Raw genomic sequence first — 24,166 nt, forward strand, 5'->3', positions numbered from 1 at the left:
ATCCTTCCAGCCTTAGGCATCAGCAAAGTGGCTGATTCGTTCGTTGGCCTTTTTCTTCTTTATATTGACATGGTTAATAAGCGCCATGAGAATACCCAACACCAAGAAGCCGCCAGGAGCCAGAATAATAACGAGTGCTGGCTTGAAGCTTGCTGGCATAACATGAAGGCCAAAAATAGTTCCTACCCCTAATAGCTCTCTAATAGACCCCAGAATAACAAGAGCTGCTGTAAAACCTAACCCCATTCCAATAGCGTCGAAAAGAGAGGACAGGACTCCATTTTTAGAGGCATAGGCTTCAGCACGGCCAAGAATAATGCAGTTGACCACAATCAAGGGAATAAAAATACCCAACGCTTTATTAAGGGAGGGAAGGAAGCCCTGCATGAAAAACTGGATCAACGTCACAAATGCGGCAATAATGATAATAAACGCAGGGATTCGGATTTCATCTGGGATAATTCGTTTCAAAGCAGAAATAACCAAATTTGATCCCATGAGGACCACAGTAGCAGCCAGTCCCATTCCTAAGCCATTTTCAGCACTGGATGTGACTGCGAGAGTTGGACAAATTCCAATAACCTGAACAAAAATAGGGTTGTTGGAAACAATGCCACTTTTAAGTCTTTCGAAAAGAGCTCCCATTATTTTCCGCCTCCTTTCAGGCTCGCATGGAAGAGAGCTACAGCCTGATTTACTGCTGAAGTTATTGCTTTGGACGTAATGGTGGCACCAGTCAAGGCCTGAATTTCTTCTTCTCTCGCCGGTGTATCTTTCACCACAGAAAGTTCAACTGCCGGTTTTCCCGCAAACTGGCCGGAAAAAGCAGGCTTCACAGATTCAGCCCCCAACCCTGGAGTTTCTCCATGGGATAGGATACGAATTCCCTGAATGCGACCATCCATACTAATTCCTACCATAAGTTCTATAATGCCGCCATATCCCTTTGGTGTTACTTTAATGTCGTATCCAACTAATTCTTCCCCTTTGTAGCCACCGTTGACTTCGCGAATAAAACTATCTGATGGAAAAGATATGTCTACAGGACGGAAATCTTCCGCCATGGGAAGAGTGGCTCTCATCGCTTCTACTTTCTCTTTTTGAAGTTGACGGGCAATAGGTTCCCTTGTAACTTCATGAACCCAACCAAGGAGTATACCAGCAATGGCTGTAATAACGAAAAGGATCGTTCCGAGTTTCAGTATTTTTTTCACCTATCTCACCTCTCCAAAAATCCGGGGAATCGTAATTCTATCTATAAGAGGAACAAAGAGGTTCATAATGAGGATAGAATACGATACTCCCTCGGCATACCCGCCATAAAGACGAATAAGAGTAGTAAGAAGGCCACATCCCAAGGCAAAAATAACTTGACCTTTTTTCGTCATGGGAGAAGTGGTATAGTCCGTAGCCATAAAAATAGCTCCAAGCATAAGCCCGCCTAAACACATCTCATACAAAGGATTTCCTGACATAAAACCCTGCCGTCCAAGTACCAAGGTAAGAATCGAAACGGTACCTATATACACAACAGGAACATGCCAACTAATAACGTGACGATAGAGAAGATATGCTCCTCCAAGGAGAAGTGCCACTACTGAAGTTTCACCAAGACAGCCTCCCACGTGCCCTACAAAAACATCAAAGAGAGGGGGCAACGCACTTACGCTCCCTTCTTTGAGAAGAGCCAAGGGAGTCGCAGTGGTAACCCCGTCGATTGTCCATGTGGTCATAGCAACGGGCCATGACGCCAAGAGAACAGCCCTTGCGGCTAGGGCAGGGTTCACTATATTCTGACCAATGCCCCCGAAAAAATGCTTTACCACAATCATGGCAAAGACACCGCCTATTGCGGGCAACCAAAGGGGAACAGAGGAGGGCAGATTAAAGGCCAACAAAACGCCGGTAACTATGGCGCTCAGGTCTCCAATAGTCTGAGGTCTCCCCAAAAGTTTTTGCCACAAGGCTTCTGAAAAAACGCAGGAAGCCACTGATACGGCAATAACCCATAAAGCATCTGCTCCAAAGAAATAAAATGCCGCCACAACTGCTGGCGCTAAAGCAATAAGAACATCTCTCATAATGGTCTGAACAGTGTCAGAAGATCGCAAGTGCGGCGAAGATGAGACCATTAGTTTTTTTTCTGCCATGACACAAGCTACCCCTTTCTTCTCATCGCTGCGATGACGGATCTTTTCGCCTCTCGACAGGATTGCACCAAATGGCGCTTAGAGGGGCACATAAAAGAACAGGAACCGCATTCGATACAGTTCATTCCACCATTTTCTTTAAAAGCGTCATACTCATTTCTCAACGACAAGGCGTTGAGCTTAAAAGGAAGAAGTCCCATAGGGCATGCCTCTACACACCGGCCACAACGAATACAGGGATACTCTTCGTAGAGTTGTATCGCTTTCTCAGTAAGGGCCACAATCCCCGATGTTCCCTTAATAACAGGAATGTCAAGACTGTTCACCGAAAGGCCCATCATAGGACCCCCCGCCAGTACTTTTACAGGATCTTTGACAAAACCACCCGCTGCATCTACAAGCTCTCTAAAAGATGTGCCTAACCGAACCCGTATGTTTTTAGGTGTAGCAACAGCATCTCCTGATACAGTTACAATCCTCGTTAAGGTAGATCTCCCCATAACTACTGCATGGCGAATCTCGTACACAGAACAGATATTGCTCACAACACACCCTACATCGGCAGGAAGTTTACCAGATGGAACTTCACGACCGGTTGTGGCGCAAATAAGCTGTTTTTCCCCGCCTTGAGGGTATTTCGTCTCCAAAGCTACAACCGACACCTTGGGGATTCCCTTAAAAGCCTCGGACATTTTCTGAATAGCTGTGGGTTTATTATCTTCTATGGCTAAAATCAACTCCGCGGTAGGGAAAATCTGGAGAAGAATTTTCGCTCCTTCCGCTATTTCGCCACTATGTTCAAGCATTAATCGATAATCGGAGGTAAGATACGGCTCGCACTCCGACCCGTTAATAATAATGCGATCAATAGTACAGTGAGGAGGGGGGGAAAGTTTTATATGGGCAGGGAAACATGCACCTCCCATTCCGACAATTCCAGCGTCTCGGATCATGGCTCTTAATTCATCAGGAGAAAGCCCCTTATACTCTCGAGGAGAAAGAGGGGATTCCTCTTCATATCTATAGTCGTTCTCTACCACTACAGACATTATGTCTGTGCCCGACGGTGTGGGCATAAACGTTACGTCTTTCACTGTTCCCGATACGCTTGAAATCACTGGAACAGAAAAATCCCCCTGAGGCTCTCCTATTTTTTGCCCTACATGCACATAATCGCCTTTCTTCACTGCTGGCATACACGGCGCCCCAATATGTTGAGACATAGGAAACACCAGATCACCTTTAGGCAATAGATCTTCTATCTGTTTATCTGCCGTCCAATGTTTGTTATCGGGAGGATGAACGCCTCCTCTAAACGTTAAAAGTCTCATATTGAACTTTCTAGCCTCCTATTGTCATGTTCTCATGATAAACTATTCTATTCATATGTATGTCTAGGATAGCTTCGCCCAAATATGTATAAATTATACTACATACGTTATACCTTTACTCTTTGTACTATTTTTCTTTATTCGTTTTCCTTCTTTCTACCATATTTTCTGACTTAATTATAGTATTCACGCAAAGAGAAAAAACCCTACAAAACAAAACTTAAAATTAATTAAGAGCTACAAAAGTTGCGCAGATCCCCTTCATCGTTATAATTTCTTATTGCCTTTCGTAGAGCTTCTATGAAAGGCGTTTAATTTTTCTGTACTTTGAAAGGAGGGGACACAGCATGAGGAAAGGAATTACACATACAATCCTCGCTGTTCTGCTGCTCTCCGTGGCCGGGCTCGTTGCATTTACCACTGGTTACCGCCATTTGCACCTCCATTTACGCAGGAAAGGAACGATGCAACCTGAGAAGATACAACTTAAAGATTGGACTCATGAACCTGCAACTGCTTCTTTTTACCAGATAGGTCGATTTATGACCAGCCATTTCTCCCAATCTTTGCCCAATCATGTAAAACCATTTCTGGTTCTTTCCGAGACCACCCAAGATTATTTAGAAACAATGGGTATGCTCGCACGTTTCATTCAGAAACAAAATCCGGCCATTTCGAGAGAAATAGCAGCACGGGAAGCCGCTGCATTTTTGAGATACTCCACCAAATATGGGGCTCCATTGGATTTGGTGGTAGCTGTAGCCAACACCGAAAGCCACTTTAATCCCTTAGCGCGAAGCGCTTACGGTGCCGCTGGCGTTATGCAGGTTATGTGGAAAATTCACTCTAACCTGTTACGCGCTAATGGGATACGAGGAGAAGACGAGCTTCTTCTTCCAGAGCAGGGGATCGCTGCAGGATGTCTTCTTATTTCCAGATATCTTCGAGCTTATGGCTCTCCTGAAAAAGCCTTGGGCCGATATTATGGCGGCCCATCGTCTGTTTACTGGGCGCGGGTTTCAAGGAATCTCTCGAAACTTCAAAGTTACAATCCAGAATCTCGCCTTTAGTTTGAGCATCAAACGGGTGAAGGGCGGGGATGCTTTTTCCCCGCTCTCCCGGTGATAAAATAGCTATACTTACTTAAAGAGGTGAACGCACCATGACTAAAGAAAGCGGGGCTGTTTTAAATAGGAAAGGATCAGACCGCATTACCCGTAGACACCCCTGGATTTTCAAAGGTCATCTTTCCACTCTTCCTCTATCGAAGCCAGGAGATTTGATACCCCTTTTCAATAATCGATCTCAAACTGTAGCCTGGGGATTCTGGAGCCCTGGCGCCCTTTGTGTAAGGGTGCTGTCTTTTGCTCCTCAACGACCAAACCTTAAAGCGCTTCTCACTTCACGACTTGAAAAAAGCCTGGCCCTTCGTAAGCGATGGATAGCTGAGAGACAAGCTTTTCGTCTTATACACAGCGAGTCCGATGAGCTTCCAGGCCTCATTGTGGACATTTATGGTCCCGTAGCATCAATACAACTTCTTTCAGCAGGGTGGTATCGTCATAGGGAGGTTGTTCTTGACTCTCTTTTAGACCTTATCCCCCTTCAGGCTGTTGTTCTTAAAAATGACGTGCGATATATAGAGCAGGAAGGCATTCCCAGAGAGAATCGTCTTTTATGGGGAGAACTGCCCTCGAGTGGGAATGTAGATATAATGTTGGGAAATGTTACAGAGCGAGTCTATCCTCTGGCTGGTCAGAAGACAGGGCTCTATCTTGATGTGCGTTCCTTTCCTTCTCTTTTTAGAGAAGTTGCATGTGGAGCTCACGTATTAGATTGTTTTTCTTTCCAAGGCCATTTCGGCCTTCATGCACTCCACTGGGGAGCGCATTCAGTAGTGGCTGTTGAACAATCGGAGGAGGCCCTTCAAGTTTATAAGGAAAACTTGACACTTAATAAGTTCTCTCCAGATGCAGTAGATTTTCGACATAACAATGCTTTCGACGAGTTACGAAAGATAGAACAGGAACATAGCCTCTTCGATGTCATTATTATGGATCCACCGCCTTTTTCTCCAGGAAAAGCACAAATAGAATCAGCTCGTCGAGGATACAAGGAATTAGCCCTTCGAGCTTATCGGCTTTTGCGCCCTTCAGGCGTACTGCTCTACCTTTGCTGTAGTCACGCATTCTCCAGAGACATGCTTGCCGAAGTCCTCCAAGATGCGGCCCATGATTTACAGCAACGCGTCCGGTTAATACGAGAAGGGCAACAGCCAGAAGATCACCCTGTCTCTCTTGAAATTCCAGAGACTCACTATTTAAAAGGTTTTCTTCTCGAAGTAGAAAAGTAAACTATCAACGGGGCTGGGAAAATATTGTTTCTGCGTCACCTTTGTGTGCCGAAATAGTCAGAGAAATTTCTATTTCACTGGACCTACGTAAACGAAACTCTGCCCCATCTACATCGGAAGGCATATTGTGTCTTGACCATACAGCGCTCATGGTTTCGCTCAATGCTCTCAGAAGGCGACGGGACATGAAATTTTCCCGTACCGATTGCGCACTCATTGAAACCCTGTACAAGTACGGAGAGGTTCTCAACAGTTTAATTTCCCATTTGTCCCTGTACCAATTCGGCGAAGAAAATGGAATATCCAATTTCTCCGTGTGCAAGGCAAGTCCTAAAATGAGCCATAGTAACATGTTTGAAATATATGCGCCAATTCAAAAAAGCGGCACATATATCCGGTTGTCAAAAACATATTTTTACTCTCCTGATAGAAGGATAGATAGATATAAAATCTTTTCTTCTTCTATCATTCAAAATAATATTGATATATTTACGCTTGCTTTATGTAATCCCATTTTGCCATACGGGAAAATAACCAAGCAATTAAAGAAACAACTTCCCCAGGCAATAGAGACAATACGGATAAAACTCCCGTTTCCACAGAAGCAGGAAAAGATAAAAGTTGCGGCACGAATATTCGCCCTTTTTAAAATACTTCTAGGGTCAGCATCAATACAAAAACCATCAAGTTACATTTCAGCCATTCTAAAAAAAGAGAGAGGCAGCATGATGAAAATTGCCCCACTCTTTATGTTTGTCTATCCTTTTTTGGGAGGGTCTTTTTTTACTTCTTGTTAGCAGGGTATGTTCTCAGTTATTCTTTTTATATTCATGAATATAAAAGGGGTGTGCGTAAACGTGGTTTCAACACGTATTGGACCGTATCAATCACATCAGAAAAATATGGCCAAGAAAATTGTTTTGGGTATCCTTGGGACTCAATTTGATGGGGTAGCGATAGGAATTCTTATCGCTAAATTTGTATTGTGGTGCTGGACGCATAACTACACGGCCATACTTGACTTCTCGGGGGTCATATATATTGGGGAACATGTTTTTACTGGAACTCAACAGTATTTTTGTGATTATAAAAAATCCCTGAATGGGGAAATTATTATTCAGGGATTGTCTGACACGTATAAAGAAAAACTTGATTTTTTTAACATTTAGGGTACTTATCACCTTTTATATCATTCAGTGTAATTTCCGAATGCATATCACATATGAGCGCATGGATTTGTTTTCTATCCTGTTCAGTGTATTCTGTTTATCCACCCCAGCGGATATATTACCTCCTCAACCAACGACGGTTCACTTCCAAATTTTTCGGGTGCCGGTTCCGCTTCTTCGTCCCACTCTTTACGGTATTTAAGAAGAAGTTCCTCAAGAGTTTTACTCATAATTTCCATTTTTTTCTTAATGTCTTGTTCTTGCGTTATCCCTTGACGTTTAAGATATTCGCGATAAAAGTTTTTCATTTTTTCTTTTATAATCTGCTCGTCTATTCTTATAAAATGCTCTTTGTATGCTTCCGCCGTTTCTTTATGTTCTTGTATTGATGCCATTCTCCATGCGTACTCCATAGCTATATCACACGCATCGTTATTTTCTTTTATATCTTCTTCTCGGAAAGGGATTTTAAGGATTCTCACTATGTTATCTATGTGAAGTCCTTCTTTACGTATATTTTCAGTTTCTTCTAAAATCAATTTCGCAAGGAGGTTGTTTCGATATTCCTGAAAACGTTTTTTTTCTTCTTCTTTTTGACATTCAGGAACTTCTCTCGGTACATATGCCCCTTTTATATCATTCGGTATAATTTCCGAATGCATATCACATATGAGCGCATGGATTTGTTTTTTATCCTGTTCAGTGTATTCTGTTTCTTCTTTTGAGAGTAAACGAAGATACATATCCACCGCATGGTAACGTTCCACCTTTTGAACCCGTGTTTTCTCATATTCTTTTTCCCCAAGATATTGAATATATTCTTTAAAAGCCTCAGTTAACCATTCTCTGTATATTTCAGGGTGCTCCTTGTCTATGACTCTCATGGGCAGATTAAGGGCCTGCCTCATAGTTTCATATGAAGCGTCCAGTTTTCCTTCTTTATAATCCTCTATCTTTTGCCGAGCAATTCGATTTACAGTGTTTTGTTTGCATTGCAGAAAATGTTTTTCTTCCTCTTCTTCCATATTTTTAGGAACAGTTCTTTTTATATACCCGGCCGCAATGTCACCTTGCATTATTATTTGTGTTAAGTTTGTTATAAGGTCTCTTATCTTTTGCCGGTTCTGCTGTGTAAGAGGTTCTTCCTCAATGAGCCGCAAGGTTTCTTTAACATCTCGATACCGTAATAAAACTTCCCTCTGTTTTTTCGCATACCTTAGCAGAATTTGATTTTCAGCGTCTTCTATACGGCACATTTCCTTGAATAACGCGGAATCGAGGTCCCACTCTGTATGTATATTGTTATACCTATTAGATATCATTTTAGATATCGTTTTCGCTATTTTATCCTTATTATTGCGAGCCTCTTGCAGTTCAGCGGCGGTAAGAGGCCGTTCCCTTCTCCCACAAAATTTCGCGAGGGTTTTTTTGCATGCGGGAAGAGAAAGCTGTAATCGAGCGGCCACCTCCTCCGCTCGCCTAAAATACCAGATACTATCCAAAGACATTCTTTGGATAGAGTCAATCGTCTCGTGGATTTCTTTATCTATATCTTGTATGGGATACTCGTCCGGCATTTTCTCCGTTTCAAGGCATTGTTCGATAGTCAACTCTTTGGGTGTTTTATTTTTTTTTGTTTTTGTAAACATTTTTGGGAATATCTTTTTAAACATGCGTAAACACCATCCTCTTTACTTCCTTATGTATATGATTTACAGTTGTGAATGAACTCTTTTAGTATATCCGTGTTATCCATCTAGGCCTTGAAAACAATCATATACCAAAAGGTCATGCTAAAACAAGTGAGCCTATTTCAGCATTGTTAAAATAATTCAAAGACGTTTTTGTACTCTAAAGGCGGTGAATGTCATTTATTTTTATTCGGGGAATACATATGCCTCCAGAACAATAGCCGAGAGTTTTACGGCGGATGCCCCTTTTTGTCTGTCGTTTTTTTGGGACGAGAAGGATATGACGCAATCATTGCCGTCATTTCGACAGGACGCGTTGTTCGCGCCATCTTATTTGTCGTCATGCCCGTTTGACCCCGCGTTTGACATTCTTTTAGGAGCAGAATACGTATATGATGGCGCACGGACATTTGCGGAAGCGGTTGTCCCCGACACAGATATTCAAGTAGCCCACGACCCAATGTGGACATATAATGCCCGAACCCTGTTTTTAAACCTATATATGGCAGGCGTGGCGGTATGGGAATATGCGCATACGCACGCCTCTTCCGGACGCGCTCCCCTTCCCTCCTTAACCGACACTATTTTGGGAATGGTGGATGATATGGCCATGACGCGTATGCAAACCACTGAGACGCAGTATCGGGATGGAAATTTATCATATCCTTCATGGTGGCATTTATTGGGGCCAGATGAAAAAATCTTTTTGCGCAACACTGTCATTGGAGCCCCACTGAGTACATCTGGGTCATTACTTGCCGTTGTCAATTCATATACGGGGAGATTGACAAATACGTACACCGCAACAAAGTGCGCTCCTCTTTTCTCTACACATAAACCATCTCATATCAAGGTTTTTCTTCCATCAATAAACGCCCAGACATTTAGGGTACTTTTGTCATGCGCTCTTTTTATATGGGGGCGTCGAGCTACAATATGCGCCCATAATGTGTCCGCGTGGGGGCAAAGTTTTATTATGTCATTAAGTGATTTTATGGTGTCTCACCCCTTAAGGGATACGGAACTGCTTATAACAACCCAAAGCCCAATCCCCGCAATAGAACATGTCTACAATGGAACAATGGCGTGGGGCGCCCGGCTTTCCATTAATGCCCTGACCTCTTTCAGAAAAAAGGTCGAAGAAACAACGGGCAATCCAGGAGGCCTTTTAACTTCCTTGCCTGTTGAGACCCCCGCCCAGCTTCCTGAAGATTCTTATTTTGAACTCACTGAAAAGGGTTGGGGACTTAGAAGTTTTGACACCTCTCTTTTTCAATACTGTTCCACTATGGAGCCTTTTACTTTGCAACCAGCTGAAACGTGTCAATCCGAAGAGGTGCAACGATTAAAACACATTTTCGCCATTGAAAAAAAAGAAGTCCTTAATATAAAAAGTGACGGAACTATTTTTGTTTCGTTGTCAGAACCTCCTATAGAGGAATCTGAAAAAGAAACCCGTGTTAAGAAACAACAGGGGAAACGTCGTGGTTTCCTTGTCAATATGCATACACCACAAGAAGAATCCGTGGAAGAAGAGATGACAGACAACGACTCCGATAGCATGAATGCCCTGGACGAATGGGAACACGATATGGACATGCTTGACCATATGTTATCCATGGAAACATACACCTCAAACCCAGACAATATTAACGAGACAGAGAAAACAAGGGAGGATAACGAAAAACCATCCGACCACAATAATGATGAGGCTTTGTAAAAACAAGCCCGCGTGGCATTTTTGTTACAAGTGCTACACTTCCGGATGTATCCGTGGGGAGTACGTCACATTCAGGCAACGCCACATATACTTTATGGAAAGGCTTCAAACAGAGGAGTTGTCTGAATGTATTTACAAGCACAGGTGGAACGTCAAATATATTATGATTCGGAAAGTTCTTTTGGAGTGTATGATGTCAAGGAGCTTTCCACAGGCAAAATACAGTCCCTTGTCGGTGTTCTGCCTGATTTGCTCCCGGGGGAGATAGTTGAGGGGGAGGTCATAGAGCAGACACGCTATAACCCCTACATGAAGGAAAATGAATTGCAGTGGAAAGCACAGGGAAGCATGCTACCGACTCTTCCAGTCACAGAACATGCTATCGAACAATTTATAGCCGGCGGCTTTGCTCAAAATGTTGGTCCGTTTGTCGCTTCCAATCTTGTCCGTCATTATGGGGCAGACACTCTGAATGTTTTGGGAAGTTTGGAAAATTCCGTCTTGGCTGTTTTCTCTGAAGAAATTGACACGGAAAATCTCAACACCTTTCAAGATGCTGTCGCGAAATGGGGAAAAAAGAAAAGCGGAAAAGCTGTATTACAACCATTGCTGGATGTCCCCGGGGTTGGACCGAAAACTGCGGCGTACCTCCTCGCGGGCTGGATTCACAATAAGGCGAAACGTGACGTCATGCTTTTTTTATATAATTGCCGCCTCACTTCGTCCATGGCTGGAAAAGTTATAAAAAAACTTGGGTTGAACGCGCCTGATATATTGCGGGAAAACCCCTATGTCTTATTACAAATAATTTCATCCCTCCCCTTTTCCATTCCCGATAAAATTGCCAGGACTCACGGTATGGCCGCAAATGATATACGCCGTGTTGAAGCTCTCATTACACACGTTTCCAACATTTTGACGTGGAACGCGGGGCATGTTTGCGTTCCAAAAACAATGTTGATTGAAGCATCTTTTAATTTTGCAGATAAAATGAGATGGGTAATTGGCGCAGAAGACCTTAGCCGAGGACTTGACGCAATGATACAAAGCAAATCTCTTATTGAGCAAGAAGCAGAAAATGAGCAGTACATATATACGCCAACGTTTTTTAAATGTGAAACAGCGTCCGCGGAAAAGCTATGTTCTCTCATGACAAGTAACCATACTTTTGTAACTATTCCTAAAGAACGAATAAAGATACTACTGGAAGAATGGAGCCGTAAAGCCAATATTACATTGGACGAATCTCAAAAAAAAGCAGTTTATTTATGTTTGGAAAATCCCGTGTGCATTCTGACTGGTGGTCCTGGGACAGGAAAGACGACCTTGCTGAACGCAATAAAACACATATTGCGGCATAGTGGACATACATATACAGAATGTGCTCCCACAGGAAAAGCGGCTCGAAACATGTCGCAACATGCGCAAACAATACACCGTTTGCTTCAATTGCGTCCTGATTCATACGACATGTACGCACCACAGGAACAAATTAACTCTGATGTTGTGTTTGTTGATGAAAGCAGCATGGTTGATATACAACTTTTTTCATCCTTGCTTCAATCCATTCCGATAGGAACGCATGTTGTATTCGTCGGAGATGCTGACCAGTTGCCGAGTGTCGGACCAGGCGCGGTTCTTCAACACATGCTATCCAGTCAAAAAATTCCCCGCGCCATTTTGGACACCGTACACAGACAAAAACATGGCGGCATTATTGAAAACGCGAATATCATACGAACCATGCAGCCATATACCTCGTCTCCTATACAAAAGTTACATTATACTTCGACTATGACACCCGATAGTGAATTTGCACTTCGTCTTTCCCACAATGACGCACAGATTGTTTCAGAAATTGATTCCGCTATCGGCATTTTGCATCAGCAAGGATTCGACCCGCTACGTGATATACAGGTTATGGCTCCCATGCGTAAGGGAGATGCGGGAATTTATGCTTTAAATGCTCATTTACAAGCGTTACTGAATCCCAATATTCGTATATCCGGGAAAAATTTTCAGACAATGCATCTGGGGCAAAAGGTCTTATGGGCTGAGCAAGACCGTGTGATGAACGTTAAAAACGATTAGGTTTTATATCAACCCCTACCTGGCATGGTTGGGGTATCAGAGTTACCGAACCAGCGAAGGGATTATGATTATTACGGATATTCCTTTTAAAAAAATCAAACAATTTTCAAACTATGGTCTAAAAAGGACATTTTTGTTTGATGGGATTTTCCTTGTGCGGGGGACCGATAATATTCTAGATTGAGAAAAGTGTCATAAAAGAAATATAAGGGTGGAGACGGTTCTGTAACTAACTTGTTTTTTTGCCTTTAGACTGTTTTTGAGATAACAAAAAAACAATAAAGGATTAAAACGACGAGGGTTCAATTCTCCCCGTCTCCACCATAAATTTTGAAAAGGGGAACTTAGGTATAAAAAAATAGAACTGAGTAATTTTACAAAAGAAGAACAGATTCTTTATGATGCAGTGATAAAAAACTTATCTTGCAAAACGGGATTTAACATTCTGGAAATGAATGATGTGATCGAAGAAAAGTTAGAAACGATAGTTAGCAGTTTTAAAAATCAAAGAAAGTCATATGATTACCTTCAACAGTATTGTTCTTATTTGTTGGGGGCAATTTCTGAAGAAGAATTTAAAGAAATCGCGGAAAAATTTGTGAGGCCATATGAGACAAATCTAACGGGAAAAGAAATAGTCTCCCGTTGTCGTCTTCTAAAAAATGTTTTACAGGAACCTTTAACAATCACAGATTACTCTGTATTGTTAAATCTGAATCCCAGTGATATAGCTAGAATTTTTTCTTTAGAAAAAGAATAAAAGAAGAAGAAAATGATAACTCTAAATATCAGAGGTGGTTGAAAATAGAAGGGGTGTTTCCCATGGAAAAAATCGAAAAAAGATGGATGACGACCAAAGAAGCGGCGTACTATACGGGATATTCGCCCAAATATCTGGCGAAACTCCGAGAAACTGGGAATATCGGGAAACGAGTTGCGCCGCCGTACGGAAAATCGAGTAGTGGCGCTGTCAGATACGAAAAAAAGGACCTAGATGAATGGATGGAAAAAAACTTCCAGAAAATTGGTGGCTTTGAAAAAGAGGAGGTGTCGATATGACCCTTCCGACACTTTCGCAATTTTTACTTGATTATGAAGAAATTCGAAAGCTAGCTTCCATTGAGCGTGATTTTGTGTTACCAGGCCTTCCGAGCGGAAAAGTAGCCATTTTGGCAGGTGCGCCTGGTATTGGCAAATCTTTTCTTGCACTGCAATGGGGCATACAACTGGCAGCAGGAGAAAAAATGGCAGGAATTAAAAATTTTTCTTCACCTCCCAGGAAGGTGCTTTTTGGGAGTTTTGAGGACGATTCCAAAGATATTCAGAAGCGCGGCGGCGCTATTATCCGCGCATTTCCAAACTTGCAGAAAAAATTGAACAAATAAACGCTAATTTGGATTGCTTTTCTCTCGTTGGGGAACAGCTCGAACTGTTGCAATCACAAGGGATAGGAATAGTCAAAAATCAAGAAGAAATTAATTTTTGTATAAAAGAATTTAAAAACTACGATTTAGTAATTCTTGCCCCCTTAAGTTGTTTGTCCTATTTAGATGAGACTCACAGAAATGTTACAACCTTATTTTCCGTTTTAGAGAGAATCGCGATTCAAGCCAACGTCGCGATTCTCGTTCTTCATTATATTTCACAGGATATAGATATGATGGCAAATTGTGTTATGACACTTTCTGTACATACAAAAAATAAAATGGAACAAAAAAAATAAAAAATAATTTTAAGCTTTGTTAGACTTAACCATTACAAACCGATTTCTCCCGCGACTTTATATGGGAATAATGACGGAGTGTTATTAGATAGGGCAAATACAAAATAAAACTAACAACATGTGCTTTCGACATAGCTTTCGATTTAAAACAAGTCGAAAGCTACTTAAAAAAGGGAGGTTGCGAAAATAAAAAAGTATCGTCGTTTTTTCTCGGATATATTATGTAACGCTCTGTAGTATTGGTGAAGGCGAAGACGGGGTTATTCATGTTGGAAGATTTTCTTCTCCTGAAGTAGTCGAAAACATTATTAAAACACTGGTCGTCCCTGGAAATTTTCTTGAAGTAGAAGTTACAGAATGGCAACCGGAATCTCAAACGTATTTTTTCAGCGCATTGAATGTTTATAGCTGTCCAGAAGATATGTGTTCTGCATTACGTGGTGGAAGCCAACTTATACGGGAAAATCATTTTTGTGTTGAACAGATACAAGGAGAATCTATAATTTCTTCTGTCGCAGATATGGAAAAAGAAAATGTATCTATAAAAAATCTGGAAATCTTTTTTAATTTATAAAAATATGTTTTTAAGTTTTTCTCTATGTTTTTTTCACCTTCTCTAGTAAAAAAACAAAAAAACTATTTTAAAATTCTTTCCTAAAAGTTTTTCACAGCAATTCTATGTTTATTGTTTTTTCCTATTTTTTGTGCTGGTTTCTTGGCTTTTTATTTTATATGCTATGTTTATTTTAAAATTCTATGTTTTTAGGGAGACTTGTTATGCTACACTCTCCCCTGCTATGGTAAGAATGAACCTTGACAAGAGTTGTGCCGACCTCGGGTAGCGTACAAACCCTGGGGGGGGCGACACACATCATACAGAACACGAGAATGTGGCGTAACGCCTGTAACCATCGGACATTACGTGGATTTACACCGCAAATGGCATACAAAACAAAGGCGGTGTATGCAAAAATAGAAAAATGTGAAGCCAGTCATAGCAAGGGTCGGACGGGGGGTATGTAACTAACCTGCTTTTTTGCTTCATGCCGCTTTTGCGATGACAGCAACCGGGATTAAAATGGGGGACACAAAACAAGTGAGGCAATTGTTTTGTATTTGTAACTAACTTGGCGCGCGCATATGCGCAAGCTATGGGATTTTTAAAAAAATCTATCTATAAGTTTTATTCAAGGGGAGTGGGTCATGAAGAAAAAATTACACTATTATATGGAATTAAAATATGAGATAACGGCTCGTGAACTTCCCAAAAGCCAGGGCGGTGGTCCACAAGCGCTTCCCGTTCACCATCCGCCTCAAGGACAGAGTGGCGGAGAAAAGTGTCGGGAAGCCGGTCCTGGTCAAGGTCGACCCCGGAGCACGGTTCACCGGAATCGCTGTCGTGCGGGAGGACGAGCCTGGCAAGCTCCGTCTCATCGCCGGGCTTGAGCTGGAACACCGTGGAAACGCAATACGGGACAACATGACGAAACGTGCGAACTATCGCCGACGACGGCGCAGCGCAAATACCCGTTATCGTGCGCCACGTTTCAACGACCGGCGCCGACCGGATGGGTGGCTGCCGCCGAGCCTTCGTCACCGGGTTGACACGACCATGTCGTGGATGAGGCGGATTATGCGTATCGCCTCCGTCTCCGGGTTCAGCGTTGAGTCCGTTAAATTTGACACGCAAAAAATGCTGAACCCCGAGATTTCGAGGAAGGAATACCAGCAGGGAGAACTCGCAGGATACGAGGTACGGGAATACCTGCTGGAAAAGTGGGGGCGTAAGTGCGCTTACTGTGGAGCAGAAAATGTGCCGCTCCAGGTGGAGCACATCGTCCCGAGGGTACGGGGCGGCTCCAATAAGGTGTCCCGCCTGACGCTGGCGTGTCAGGAGTGTAACCAGTCCAAAGGAGCCAGGTCGATTGAGGAGTTCCTCAAGGGCAAGCCCGAACTCCTGGCACGTATCAAATCTCGTGCGCTCACTCCGCTGCCCTCCGTCGGGGCGGTCGATTCAGTAACCGTCCTGGCAAGAGACACTCTGCGTGTCCGCTGCACCGGACGGGGGTAGTACGCCCGAACGCTCCCGGACAAATACGGATTCCCGAGGGCGTATTTGCCGCACAGCAAGTGCTTCTTCGGATTCCCCACAGGTGGTATGGTGCGAGCGACTATCCCTAAAGGAAAATACAAAGGGACGCATGTCGGAAGAGTAGCTGTTCGTACGAGAGGAACCTTCGCATTGTCCGGAAATAAAGGGACTATAGATGTCAATAGCAAGTACTGTACGCTGCTCCAGCGTTCTGACAGATACAGATACACAATAATGAAACAGATGCAGGGGCAAAACCCCCCCCACTTAACCCCTGCGGGGTTTGAAGTGGGGCAATGTCGATGGATTGAGGATGGTCTTGAGATTCCTCTTCCAGAGCGTTAACAAGCCGCAAAAGGGAGGGGCAGTATGTCGGATTCGCACGTTGCATATATGGACATTATCATGTTTAGCCATGAAAAAATAAAGAACGGCGCGCGGTATTGTAACATGCGCTATATGCAAAAAAACGAAAAGCTTCCATCATTAAAAACACTTGCCTCATTTTTCTTTTGTGTGGATTTTATAATGACACGAGAAACGGGATTGCCATGTTTTGGACTCACGTATATGGTTAGTTATGATGGGGCGCTTACGGTTGACGAAAACCAAGACAAGTATTACATGGCGCGTAATCCTGAAAAACATGTTCATCCGGAAATGGACTGTTTTAGCGATAACGAAATACGCGTAATGGAGATGGTTATTGCAAAAACGTTAGAAATAAAGACTCCCCATACACAGACACTCGCATGGCGGAAGGTTCTTGATGCGTTAAAGGGACCGGGACAGACATTTCCTTTCGTGGTTCCATACTCCTTCGCGTTTGACCAAGACCCAGCGGAGAAAGACCCCGAAGAGTTGACGTCGGAAGAAGAGCGGTTCGTGGGGAATGAGGACGACCTTTTTTGCCATTCTCTTGAGATGGGATTATAACACGTCAAATTACCCGCCACCTATCCGGAACGTTAGTGTTCTGGGTTGAGGCGGGGGGTAATTAAACAATGTCAATAGAAGAAAGGGAGGATGATTATGTTGTATTCAAATATGTCATGGATGGATATTATTCCTAACAGCCAATATAAGGCGAAAAGTGTTATTGGGAAATATAAGCAGATGTATAAGGATGATTCTAAAAAATCTTCTTTTCCGGAAATGTGTATTTCCTCTTTATTTTATGTGGATATGATGACTACGCGAGAGAAAGGAGTTCCATGTTTTGGATTTACATACATGGTTAACTCCGACGGGACTCTTACAATTCAAAAAAGCCAGCTAGAGTTTTGTATGGCAGAAAACGCCTGTGAATTTAAGAATAGCATGTTTTTTGAGAAGGAAAAAGAATTTATATTAGAAACGTGTACATTAGAAATGAAGACTCTCCATACACAGACACTCGCATGGCGGAAGGTTCTTGACGCGTTAAAGGGACCGGGACAGACATTTCCTTTCGTGGTTCCATACTCCTTCGCGTTTGACCAAGACCCAGCGGAGAAAGACCCCGAGGAGTTGTCATGGGAAGAGGCAAGGTTTTTATGGGGTGAGGATATTCTTTTCTGTGATTTTTCTGATTTCGGACCAGAATTCTTTTGAAGTCTCGTGTATGTCCACAGAAAACGTAAAGGTACATATGTATAGGAAAAATGTTTACAGGAGAGTCACCCATGTTTAGAAATAGACAAACTGATTATGCTGTCCCAACAGGCGAAATTATCGAAGAACATGTTAAATACCTTCACATGTCGCAAGAATGTTTTGCACAGAAAATGGGGCTGACACAAGAAGAGACATGTCAGCTTTTTGAAGGAACGCTGCCTGTTACACCATCTATGTCCATAAAACTTGAACGCATTTTAGGTGTCTCGTCATCCTTCTGGCTGCGGTTGGAAAAATTATACCGCGAAGATATGCGGCGATTGGCAGAAACACAAAAACGAGAAGTCAGTGATAGTAAGGGGTAGACGGGGTTTGTAACTAACCTTACATCTCTTTTGTTTCATTGACGCTTTTACAATGAAACCTGGCGCTCGCGTATGGCGCAAGCCATGGGATTAAAACCAAGAACAAAAGAAAAGAGATACCTCTCCTCCCTCTTCACAGAATGCTCAAAAAAATAATAAATTCGTTTTCTATGTTATTTTTACTGTTCCTCTGTTTTTTTACAATACATATTTTATTTTATTTGTTTCTTTATTTTTGGGAAATAAGCTATGTTTATTTTTTTATTCTATGTTTATGTAGGGGGGCTTGTTACGCTACCCTGCCTCCTGCTATGGTAAGAATGAACCTTGACAAGAGTTGTGTCGACCCCCAGTAGCGTAAAAACCTCGGGGGGTCGACATACATCATACAAAGCAGAAGAATGTGGCATAACACCTGTATCCATCGAGTGTTACGTGAATCCACGCCACAAATGAAATACGAAATCAAAGTCTTTATTTTCCAAACACTCAAGGCACAGAGACCGGATATTGTTTTGCAAGAGATGTTTTTTGGCCCCTACTCCGCTTCCGTGGCTTGTGACGCATGCGATCTTGAGATGAGCGGCGAGATGTGCATGGAGCATGCGTTTTACATAAAAGATACTCGATTTAAAATTAAAAAATCACCTACCTGTCGACACACTATCCGCCTCTGTGGGTATCTTTTCGCTTAAGTTTTTACCCCCACAAATTGAGCATCTCTTTCCACCACATATTATAAGTACTATCCCTGTAATAATCAGTATCGGACCCAAGATCCATCCTATAATAGCGAAAAAGAACATTAGGATCGCTCCAATTAACAAACAAAGAAGACCGCCAGTTAAGTTTTTCTTTGTTCCAACAATTCTCTTGCAATTCTCACAATACATATCCGCCATATAAAAACGCCTCCTCTAAAAAATAATATAATAATTTATGAAATTAAATTATCAATGTTCACGACACTTTATCTAAACATCAATGTTTATTTGTTTTTAAGCTCCCGTCTCATTTTTTCAATATAATCTTCACTCTCCTGAGAGATTTTACTATCTCGTGTTTCCGTTTTTTCCTCCATGTTATTTTCACCGATAGTATCTTCATCTATAGCCAGATGACTTCGGTCCACCTGGTGGGGGAGATACCGGAATCCCATAACAAACTCGACATCATCCAAAATATCAAATGGATATAGACGGAATTGGCCATCAATATCCGCTACAATGAGGTTCCCATTCTCAGACATCCCCAAAATGGCAACAGCCACTTCACAGCGACGGTCATACTTGCCAGTACTATTTATGTCCGCTATATCGCCAAAAAGTCCATGGTCTCTTGTGCGATATCCAATTCTGCGAAGCGTAGATGATGTGGAAGCTATGCTATCTTGTTTTCGGTATGTATCATCACTCACAAAAGCCAACGCCGTTGCCCCCTTGGCAAAAGCGTTGCGCAAGGACTCCTCTTTCACTAAAACCTCATCCTTATCTTTAAAAATAAGAACCTGGTAATCGTCTTTGTTTAACCGGCATGCCTGAGATGTTTTTTTGTATCCAAGATACATGCTGTGAGGGGTATTCAAGTACGGCCGACGAGTCGCTTTCCATAGCTTACTTGCCATTTCAACGTCGATATCAATATCTGTCGCTACACTAAAGGATTGTAGAAGAGCGACATATGCCTGGGACGGAGTACTTTTTATTTGTTCTTTCTGTGATTCGGCAATCCCGTCAACTATCGTATTCCGTATTATGTTTTCGATAAAAGCGTGTCCCTGAATTGGAGCGACAAAAAACAGAAGTCCACATATTCCGAGTACAGTCATGTTTTTGATTGAACAAACTTTTTTCATGAATATAAACCCCCCAGTATAATTAATTTAATTTTAATAACCTCAGTTGCAAGCAGTATCTATATACTCATTTTAACCTTCTTTAATTTAATTGTTTCGTGCAATTTTAATATTATATAAAGTCCTTACCCTTGTCAATTATAGAGTCTTCATTGTTACCGAACAGCGATAATGTCAGTTGAAAAGGGACAGCAAAAATGTCATGTTTATTGAATTATGAGAGGAGAAAAGTTGTTGTCCCAGAAAGAAGCAAGGCGCGTATCTATAATTAAAAAGCTGGTAGAAGATATCCTTACAGTTAATGGGGCATCACTTTTGCTGGAGCTGAGCAAACGCCAGATATACAGACTTAAGGAGGTATTCAGCAAGGAAGGTGCCAGTGGACTGGCCCACAAAGGGAGAGGGCGATGTGCCCATAACAGGACATCTAGTGATATCAGGAGCCATGTGATGGATCTGGCCACTAGAGTGACGCCGGAGGCAAGTTGTCAGCATATAGCAGAGATGCTGGAAGAGGATAAGGGGTGCAAGATCAGCTCGAAGCCGGTTGGACGCATTCTCCAAGAGACTGGAATACCCCTTGCCCCACGCTCATAAGGCGCCGAAAGGAAGCCATCCAGAGGACGCATGCCGTCCACCAAGCTTCTGGTGCAGATCGATGCAAGTCCCTTCGAGTGGCTTAGTCCTGTAAGAGGGAATCTTCATCTTCATGACGCGATAGACGATGCCACCAGTAATATACTGGCTCTCTGGCTGGACAGATCCGGGAACTGCACGGCCTAGCTTCATGTCATGAAGGGGATGTTCGAGAGATGGGGAGTTCCAGAGAGACTATATAGTGACCGCCACGGCATATTTTTTCCGGTGAACTCCAAGCCAGCATTGGAGAAAGAGCTTGCAGGCAGGAGAGTCTCCCTTTCACAGTTCGGCAAAATCATGGAGAGATTGGGTGTGACTCACATCAAGCCAAACTCCCCTCAAGCAAAGAGAAGAGTGAAAGGCTATGGGGAGCCTTTCAACATAGGCTTGTGGGTAGATCTAAGGAGAAAGAGTATAACCTCCATGAAGGAAGCCAATGCCTCCTTCCGGAAACAGAAGATTCGGAGTGAAACCCAAAAGCAACATGTCATCCTTCAGGTTTCTTCCCATGAACTGGATCTTCTCCTGGTTAAAGAACATGGGAGAAAGGCGGACAAGGAGCCCAGGATTTCATACGAAGGGGTAAAGTATCAGCTTAGGGATCAATGAGACAAAGTGGTGGCGCCGAAGCCCGGAAGTCCCGTTCATATTCTTATACATATGGATGGTCATCTTTCGGCTAGAAAGGAAGAGGATCATTTCTGCCTGACCGAATTTGAGGAAAGGGCTCGGATGGAAACAGAAGAAAAACAGATACCCCTGGGGAAAGCCAACATGGGAGGGTGGATCATCCTTGGAGGCTCCAGGGTATGAGGAAACAGGTTATGGAGAAGAGAAAGGAAGTAAATGTGACTTGTGAATGGACAAGAGCATAGGGCTTTGAGATCATGACATTTTTGCTGTCCATTGACATCATAGAGTCTTAATAATCTTTAGACGGGCCAAAACAGTGACAAAGAGAACCCATCAGCAGGCGTTAATTGCGGGAATACTTTTGGGGCTGGTGCTTGTCCATCAAAAGAAAAAAACATCCAATAGTGAAAGTGATGGAGAAAAACAAAATGTCGCTTTACGACAGATAGTCCAAGCGCCTCTTTTTAAGCAGGTTGACTTTGGAAATATGCATACAAGCAAAATAGCAAGGTTATTGTCTCGTATTCCTCTTCTGCAAAAAGACGCGGTAAAAGGTATCGCCAGTAATAAAGAACAGGACATGTTTGTGTTTGTGTCTGATTTTATAAATCAGACACGGAACCTGACCCCGGAAGAGAACTTTTTCTTTGTCCTTGGGTTTATGGACCCCTTTATTTTTACGGAGTTATTCCCTGTATCTAAAAAGCAAGAAGAAAGCCCTGAAAATACAGAAGAAAATACAGAAGAAGATGAAGAAGAAGATGAAGAAAACGAGGGGTAATTTTTGATAGCACATGCGGGGCCGTACACATAAGCCCCGCATGTTTCATGTATATACAAGGTATATCATCTATTTACTTAAGGGACTTAAAGAACAACAGAGAACTTCTGAATTCATAAATAAAGGAGTGTGTATTGCGATGATAGACCCATTATTGTGTGCAGTAAGTATTGTACTTTGTTCAATACTTTTAGAAAAATCTATAGAAGAAGATTGTGTTCGCAAAGAAGCAAAAAAAATGTTTAAAGAACAAATATCGGAGGCTTCTTTTGTTCCTGTCTCCGCACGAATTGATAATAAATATATTGTTGTCATAAGTATACTATTTTGGGTATATGACATACGTTTTATTTTTATGATTGTCACGGGTTTGTTTGAAAATGGGATATTTGTATGTATGTTTTTGATGTGCTTATCAGGGGTCGTCGTATTTTTCTTTGGGCGTTTATATATTTTGGCATATAAAAAAGCCGACGAATCCCCAATAGCATACTCGGTACAAGCGATTAGTGCAATAACTTTTGTTTATGCGATAGTTTGTGGGGGTTTAGAGTTTGTTGGTCTGTATTTCCCATTGTTATAAAGAAAACTTGAGAGTAAACATGATATTAATAGCCTTGGTGATAATAAAGTTTACATTATGCATAGTGACATTCAACTTTGACCCTATGGAGTTGATATTTACATCTTAATATTGTATGGTTAAAATACGTTATATACAATTTCTTTTCAAAAATAAGACAAGAAAGGAAGTATATATATGTCAGCAAAAGAAAACGTCAATAAAAAATATGCTATCTTAGGCTTAATAGTTTTCGTTGTTGTTATTGCGGTTGGGATGGTGGTTATGACAAGGCCGGATGGAACAAATACCCTTTCATCAAAAAAAGATTTCGTGTATGTAAACCAAGGATATCACGGTTCGCAAAGTGAATATCCTTTTCGAAATATTGAGACATGGATGTCCACTGACTTTTTTACGTTTATAAAAAAGCAATTGAGACACTATGACATGAAAGAAGAGGAAACACTTTATAAATATTACTGCACCTTATATGATGGGCCATATATCCCTTTAAAGGAGTGTTACACTGATATATTGCGGGATATTTCCTACGCGTATAGGGAGTTAAAAATGCCTGCGGAGGACATTAATTATATTGTTCGTAGCGGGATGTTGAATACAAGCATTAAATATAAATGCACACCTAAATTGCAAAAAAAATATGACGAAATAGGGTTTACCGACGAAGCCTTAAAAGGCATGATAAGAAGTTCCTTTATAGAGTTTTTCCATGTAAAGGAGCCTGGAGAAGAGGACGAAGAAGAGTAAAAAATCAATTGTATTTTTTATTATACGGGGGATTCCATATATGGGATTTCCCGTATTTTTTATGTATATATCAATGTTCCTAAACCCTTAATATTATTTCTACTACGTCGGATATACATTCTCAATGTTAATGATAATAATATGTAGATGAAAATATTTTTTGTGAAAAGTCGTATTGTGTTTTTCCCCCCCTTGTTTGTGCCTCCTTCTTTTGTGTATTGTAAAAATATCATGTAGAAAAGAAACACAAAAACAATACATAAGGATAAAGGAGCGAATGTTTATGACAAAGAAAGGGAACAAAAACACAACCCCCAAGAAAAAGGTAATCGTTGAACCCCCCGAGTACACAGGGTTTAAAAATAATCATCAGTTTTTATTTGCGTATGCTGTTCAGCGGGCGAACCTGCTAAACTGCCTCGGCCGGCTCTTCTGCCAATTTTCTAACCTCCTCGGCAACGACAGCAACCCCCCCCCGCTTCTCCTGCTCGTGCCGCTTCAATAGCCACGTTTAACGCCAAAAGGTTCGTTTGGTCTGCAATTTTAGTAATAGTCTCTACGAAAAAATTTACCCCCACAATGAATCTCATGATTGATTTGGCCAACTTAGTTCATCAAACAGATTATCGCGAGAAAGGAAGAAC

Annotated in this window: 26 protein-coding genes and 1 pseudogene; 20 read left to right on the top strand and 7 right to left on the bottom strand. The window is 42.0% G+C overall.

All coding sequences use genetic code 11. From position 1 onward, the window contains the following. Nucleotides 1–12: 12 nt before the first annotated feature. Genes rsxE through rsxC form a run of 4 tightly spaced genes read right to left on the bottom strand, consistent with a single transcriptional unit; the run spans nucleotide 13 to nucleotide 3,481 of the window. On the bottom strand, nucleotides 13–645 hold the full coding sequence (rsxE, locus tag B3L97_RS09895; RefSeq protein WP_286847847.1) for an electron transport complex subunit RsxE: 633 nt from the start codon (nucleotides 643–645) through the stop codon (nucleotides 13–15). Next, complete coding sequence (locus B3L97_RS09900) at nucleotides 645–1,214, bottom strand: RnfABCDGE type electron transport complex subunit G (RefSeq protein WP_024821156.1); 570 nt, start codon at nucleotides 1,212–1,214, stop codon at nucleotides 645–647. Before B3L97_RS09900 ends, rsxE begins: the two co-directional genes overlap by 1 nt. After that, entirely contained in the window at nucleotides 1,215–2,150 is a 936-nt protein-coding gene (locus B3L97_RS09905; RefSeq protein WP_286847845.1) for an RnfABCDGE type electron transport complex subunit D, read from the bottom strand. An 8-nt stretch (nucleotides 2,151–2,158) separates the two neighbouring features. After that, nucleotides 2,159–3,481: an electron transport complex subunit RsxC gene (rsxC, locus tag B3L97_RS09910; protein WP_286847843.1), complete on the bottom strand. Its 1,323-nt coding sequence runs from the start codon at nucleotides 3,479–3,481 to the stop codon at nucleotides 2,159–2,161. 347 nt (nucleotides 3,482–3,828) lie between these two features. Between rsxC and B3L97_RS09915 the strand changes: the two genes are divergently transcribed. The 4 genes from B3L97_RS09915 to B3L97_RS09930 all read left to right on the top strand — a co-directional run bounded on the left by B3L97_RS09915 (nucleotide 3,829) and on the right by B3L97_RS09930 (nucleotide 7,003). Further along, a complete protein-coding gene (locus B3L97_RS09915; protein ID WP_286847841.1) occupies nucleotides 3,829–4,551 on the top strand; it encodes a transglycosylase SLT domain-containing protein in 723 nt (240 codons plus the stop codon). Nucleotides 4,552–4,643: 92 nt separating this feature from the next. Next, complete coding sequence (locus B3L97_RS09920; RefSeq protein ID WP_286935029.1) at nucleotides 4,644–5,834, top strand: class I SAM-dependent rRNA methyltransferase; 1,191 nt, start codon at nucleotides 4,644–4,646, stop codon at nucleotides 5,832–5,834. A 185-nt stretch (nucleotides 5,835–6,019) separates the two neighbouring features. Then, nucleotides 6,020–6,631 carry a hypothetical protein gene (locus B3L97_RS09925; protein ID WP_286935030.1) on the top strand — a complete coding sequence of 204 codons (612 nt, stop codon included), beginning with the start codon at nucleotides 6,020–6,022 and terminating at the stop codon, nucleotides 6,629–6,631. Nucleotides 6,632–6,691: 60 nt separating this feature from the next. After that, entirely contained in the window at nucleotides 6,692–7,003 is a 312-nt protein-coding gene (locus B3L97_RS09930; protein WP_286935031.1) for a hypothetical protein, read from the top strand. A gap of 83 nt (nucleotides 7,004–7,086) precedes the next feature. Here the strand turns inward: B3L97_RS09930 and B3L97_RS09935 are convergent, their stop codons facing one another. Continuing rightward, nucleotides 7,087–8,676, bottom strand: a complete 1,590-nt coding sequence (locus tag B3L97_RS09935; protein WP_286935032.1) for a hypothetical protein — start codon at nucleotides 8,674–8,676, stop codon at nucleotides 7,087–7,089. A gap of 298 nt (nucleotides 8,677–8,974) precedes the next feature. Here B3L97_RS09935 and B3L97_RS09940 point away from each other — a divergent pair, with 298 nt between their 5' ends. From B3L97_RS09940 to B3L97_RS09985, 10 genes are all read left to right on the top strand, one after another. Beyond that, complete coding sequence (locus B3L97_RS09940) at nucleotides 8,975–10,414, top strand: hypothetical protein (protein ID WP_286935033.1); 1,440 nt, start codon at nucleotides 8,975–8,977, stop codon at nucleotides 10,412–10,414. A gap of 126 nt (nucleotides 10,415–10,540) precedes the next feature. Continuing rightward, complete coding sequence (locus B3L97_RS09945) at nucleotides 10,541–12,505, top strand: AAA family ATPase (protein ID WP_286935035.1); 1,965 nt, start codon at nucleotides 10,541–10,543, stop codon at nucleotides 12,503–12,505. Nucleotides 12,506–12,956: 451 nt separating this feature from the next. Next, nucleotides 12,957–13,265 (top strand): hypothetical protein, encoded by a 309-nt coding sequence (locus B3L97_RS09950; RefSeq protein WP_286935037.1) that lies wholly within the window; start codon nucleotides 12,957–12,959, stop codon nucleotides 13,263–13,265. Nucleotides 13,266–13,327: 62 nt separating this feature from the next. Then, on the top strand, nucleotides 13,328–13,564 hold the full coding sequence (locus tag B3L97_RS09955) for a helix-turn-helix transcriptional regulator (RefSeq protein ID WP_286935039.1): 237 nt from the start codon (nucleotides 13,328–13,330) through the stop codon (nucleotides 13,562–13,564). Beyond that, a complete protein-coding gene (locus tag B3L97_RS09960; RefSeq protein ID WP_286935040.1) occupies nucleotides 13,561–13,890 on the top strand; it encodes an AAA family ATPase in 330 nt (109 codons plus the stop codon). The genes B3L97_RS09955 and B3L97_RS09960 overlap by 4 nt, the downstream gene beginning before the upstream one ends. A gap of 1,662 nt (nucleotides 13,891–15,552) precedes the next feature. Further along, nucleotides 15,553–16,299: an RNA-guided endonuclease IscB gene (gene iscB, locus B3L97_RS09965; RefSeq protein WP_286935052.1), complete on the top strand. Its 747-nt coding sequence runs from the start codon at nucleotides 15,553–15,555 to the stop codon at nucleotides 16,297–16,299. 87 nt (nucleotides 16,300–16,386) lie between these two features. Then, complete coding sequence (locus B3L97_RS09970) at nucleotides 16,387–16,665, top strand: hypothetical protein (RefSeq protein ID WP_286935041.1); 279 nt, start codon at nucleotides 16,387–16,389, stop codon at nucleotides 16,663–16,665. A 24-nt stretch (nucleotides 16,666–16,689) separates the two neighbouring features. Next, nucleotides 16,690–17,256, top strand: a complete 567-nt coding sequence (locus tag B3L97_RS09975; RefSeq protein WP_286935042.1) for a hypothetical protein — start codon at nucleotides 16,690–16,692, stop codon at nucleotides 17,254–17,256. A gap of 96 nt (nucleotides 17,257–17,352) precedes the next feature. Further along, on the top strand, nucleotides 17,353–17,913 hold the full coding sequence (locus tag B3L97_RS09980) for a hypothetical protein (protein WP_286935043.1): 561 nt from the start codon (nucleotides 17,353–17,355) through the stop codon (nucleotides 17,911–17,913). Nucleotides 17,914–17,984: 71 nt separating this feature from the next. Next, nucleotides 17,985–18,281: a helix-turn-helix transcriptional regulator gene (locus B3L97_RS09985; RefSeq protein ID WP_286935044.1), complete on the top strand. Its 297-nt coding sequence runs from the start codon at nucleotides 17,985–17,987 to the stop codon at nucleotides 18,279–18,281. Nucleotides 18,282–19,269: 988 nt separating this feature from the next. On the opposite strand, the gene B3L97_RS09990 is transcribed toward B3L97_RS09985, so the two are convergent. Beyond that, entirely contained in the window at nucleotides 19,270–20,136 is an 867-nt protein-coding gene (locus tag B3L97_RS09990) for a hypothetical protein (protein WP_286935045.1), read from the bottom strand. 234 nt (nucleotides 20,137–20,370) lie between these two features. Here B3L97_RS09990 and B3L97_RS09995 point away from each other — a divergent pair, with 234 nt between their 5' ends. The 6 genes from B3L97_RS09995 (at nucleotide 20,371) to B3L97_RS10020 (ending at nucleotide 23,522) form a co-directional block, all read left to right on the top strand. After that, on the top strand, nucleotides 20,371–20,733 hold the full coding sequence (locus B3L97_RS09995) for a helix-turn-helix domain-containing protein (RefSeq protein ID WP_286935046.1): 363 nt from the start codon (nucleotides 20,371–20,373) through the stop codon (nucleotides 20,731–20,733). A gap of 204 nt (nucleotides 20,734–20,937) precedes the next feature. Beyond that, entirely contained in the window at nucleotides 20,938–21,384 is a 447-nt protein-coding gene (locus tag B3L97_RS10000; RefSeq protein ID WP_286935047.1) for a hypothetical protein, read from the top strand. Nucleotides 21,385–21,393: 9 nt separating this feature from the next. Further along, nucleotides 21,394–21,588 (top strand): hypothetical protein, encoded by a 195-nt coding sequence (locus B3L97_RS10005; protein ID WP_286935048.1) that lies wholly within the window; start codon nucleotides 21,394–21,396, stop codon nucleotides 21,586–21,588. Between the two features lie 136 nt (nucleotides 21,589–21,724). Next, nucleotides 21,725–22,189, top strand: coding sequence for a hypothetical protein (locus B3L97_RS10010; RefSeq protein WP_286935049.1), 465 nt, complete (start codon nucleotides 21,725–21,727; stop codon nucleotides 22,187–22,189). A gap of 139 nt (nucleotides 22,190–22,328) precedes the next feature. Beyond that, on the top strand, nucleotides 22,329–22,772 hold the full coding sequence (locus B3L97_RS10015; protein ID WP_286935050.1) for a hypothetical protein: 444 nt from the start codon (nucleotides 22,329–22,331) through the stop codon (nucleotides 22,770–22,772). 177 nt (nucleotides 22,773–22,949) lie between these two features. Then, the gene (locus B3L97_RS10020) at nucleotides 22,950–23,522 is read left to right on the top strand and encodes a hypothetical protein (RefSeq protein ID WP_286935051.1); all 573 of its coding nucleotides are present in this window, start codon (nucleotides 22,950–22,952) and stop codon (nucleotides 23,520–23,522) included. 415 nt (nucleotides 23,523–23,937) lie between these two features. On the opposite strand, the pseudogene B3L97_RS10025 reads toward B3L97_RS10020, so the two are convergent. Beyond that, nucleotides 23,938–24,082, bottom strand: a pseudogene (locus B3L97_RS10025) (methyl-accepting chemotaxis protein); the annotation flags it as partial. Between the last annotated feature and the right edge of the window lie 84 nt (nucleotides 24,083–24,166).

Origin of the sequence: Aminobacterium sp. UBA4834 (assembly GCF_002400205.1) — a bacterium.
Lineage (GTDB): Bacteria > Synergistota > Synergistia > Synergistales > Aminobacteriaceae > Aminobacterium > Aminobacterium mobile.

Bases quoted from the DNA above. Each gene is read 5' to 3' on its own strand.
- rsxE (WP_286847847.1), bottom strand. From the start codon at position 645: ATGGGAGCTCTTTTCGAAAGACTTAAAAGTGGCATTGTTTCCAACAAC.
- B3L97_RS09905 (WP_286847845.1), bottom strand. From the start codon at position 2,150: ATGGCAGAAAAAAAACTAATGGTCTCATCTTCGCCGCACTTGCGATCT.
- rsxC (WP_286847843.1), bottom strand. From the start codon at position 3,481: ATGAGACTTTTAACGTTTAGAGGAGGCGTTCATCCTCCCGATAACAAA.
- B3L97_RS09915 (WP_286847841.1), top strand. From the start codon at position 3,829: ATGAGGAAAGGAATTACACATACAATCCTCGCTGTTCTGCTGCTCTCC.
- B3L97_RS09920 (WP_286935029.1), top strand. From the start codon at position 4,644: ATGACTAAAGAAAGCGGGGCTGTTTTAAATAGGAAAGGATCAGACCGC.
- B3L97_RS09925 (WP_286935030.1), top strand. From the start codon at position 6,020: ATGAAATTTTCCCGTACCGATTGCGCACTCATTGAAACCCTGTACAAG.
- B3L97_RS09935 (WP_286935032.1), bottom strand. From the start codon at position 8,676: ATGTTTAAAAAGATATTCCCAAAAATGTTTACAAAAACAAAAAAAAAT.
- B3L97_RS09940 (WP_286935033.1), top strand. From the start codon at position 8,975: ATGACGCAATCATTGCCGTCATTTCGACAGGACGCGTTGTTCGCGCCA.
- B3L97_RS09945 (WP_286935035.1), top strand. From the start codon at position 10,541: ATGTATTTACAAGCACAGGTGGAACGTCAAATATATTATGATTCGGAA.
- B3L97_RS09950 (WP_286935037.1), top strand. From the start codon at position 12,957: ATGAATGATGTGATCGAAGAAAAGTTAGAAACGATAGTTAGCAGTTTT.
- B3L97_RS09955 (WP_286935039.1), top strand. From the start codon at position 13,328: ATGGAAAAAATCGAAAAAAGATGGATGACGACCAAAGAAGCGGCGTAC.
- B3L97_RS09960 (WP_286935040.1), top strand. From the start codon at position 13,561: ATGACCCTTCCGACACTTTCGCAATTTTTACTTGATTATGAAGAAATT.
- B3L97_RS09970 (WP_286935041.1), top strand. From the start codon at position 16,387: ATGGTGCGAGCGACTATCCCTAAAGGAAAATACAAAGGGACGCATGTC.
- B3L97_RS09975 (WP_286935042.1), top strand. From the start codon at position 16,690: ATGTCGGATTCGCACGTTGCATATATGGACATTATCATGTTTAGCCAT.
- B3L97_RS09980 (WP_286935043.1), top strand. From the start codon at position 17,353: ATGTTGTATTCAAATATGTCATGGATGGATATTATTCCTAACAGCCAA.
- B3L97_RS09985 (WP_286935044.1), top strand. From the start codon at position 17,985: ATGTTTAGAAATAGACAAACTGATTATGCTGTCCCAACAGGCGAAATT.
- B3L97_RS09990 (WP_286935045.1), bottom strand. From the start codon at position 20,136: ATGAAAAAAGTTTGTTCAATCAAAAACATGACTGTACTCGGAATATGT.
- B3L97_RS10000 (WP_286935047.1), top strand. From the start codon at position 20,938: ATGTTCGAGAGATGGGGAGTTCCAGAGAGACTATATAGTGACCGCCAC.
- B3L97_RS10015 (WP_286935050.1), top strand. From the start codon at position 22,329: ATGATAGACCCATTATTGTGTGCAGTAAGTATTGTACTTTGTTCAATA.
- B3L97_RS10020 (WP_286935051.1), top strand. From the start codon at position 22,950: ATGTCAGCAAAAGAAAACGTCAATAAAAAATATGCTATCTTAGGCTTA.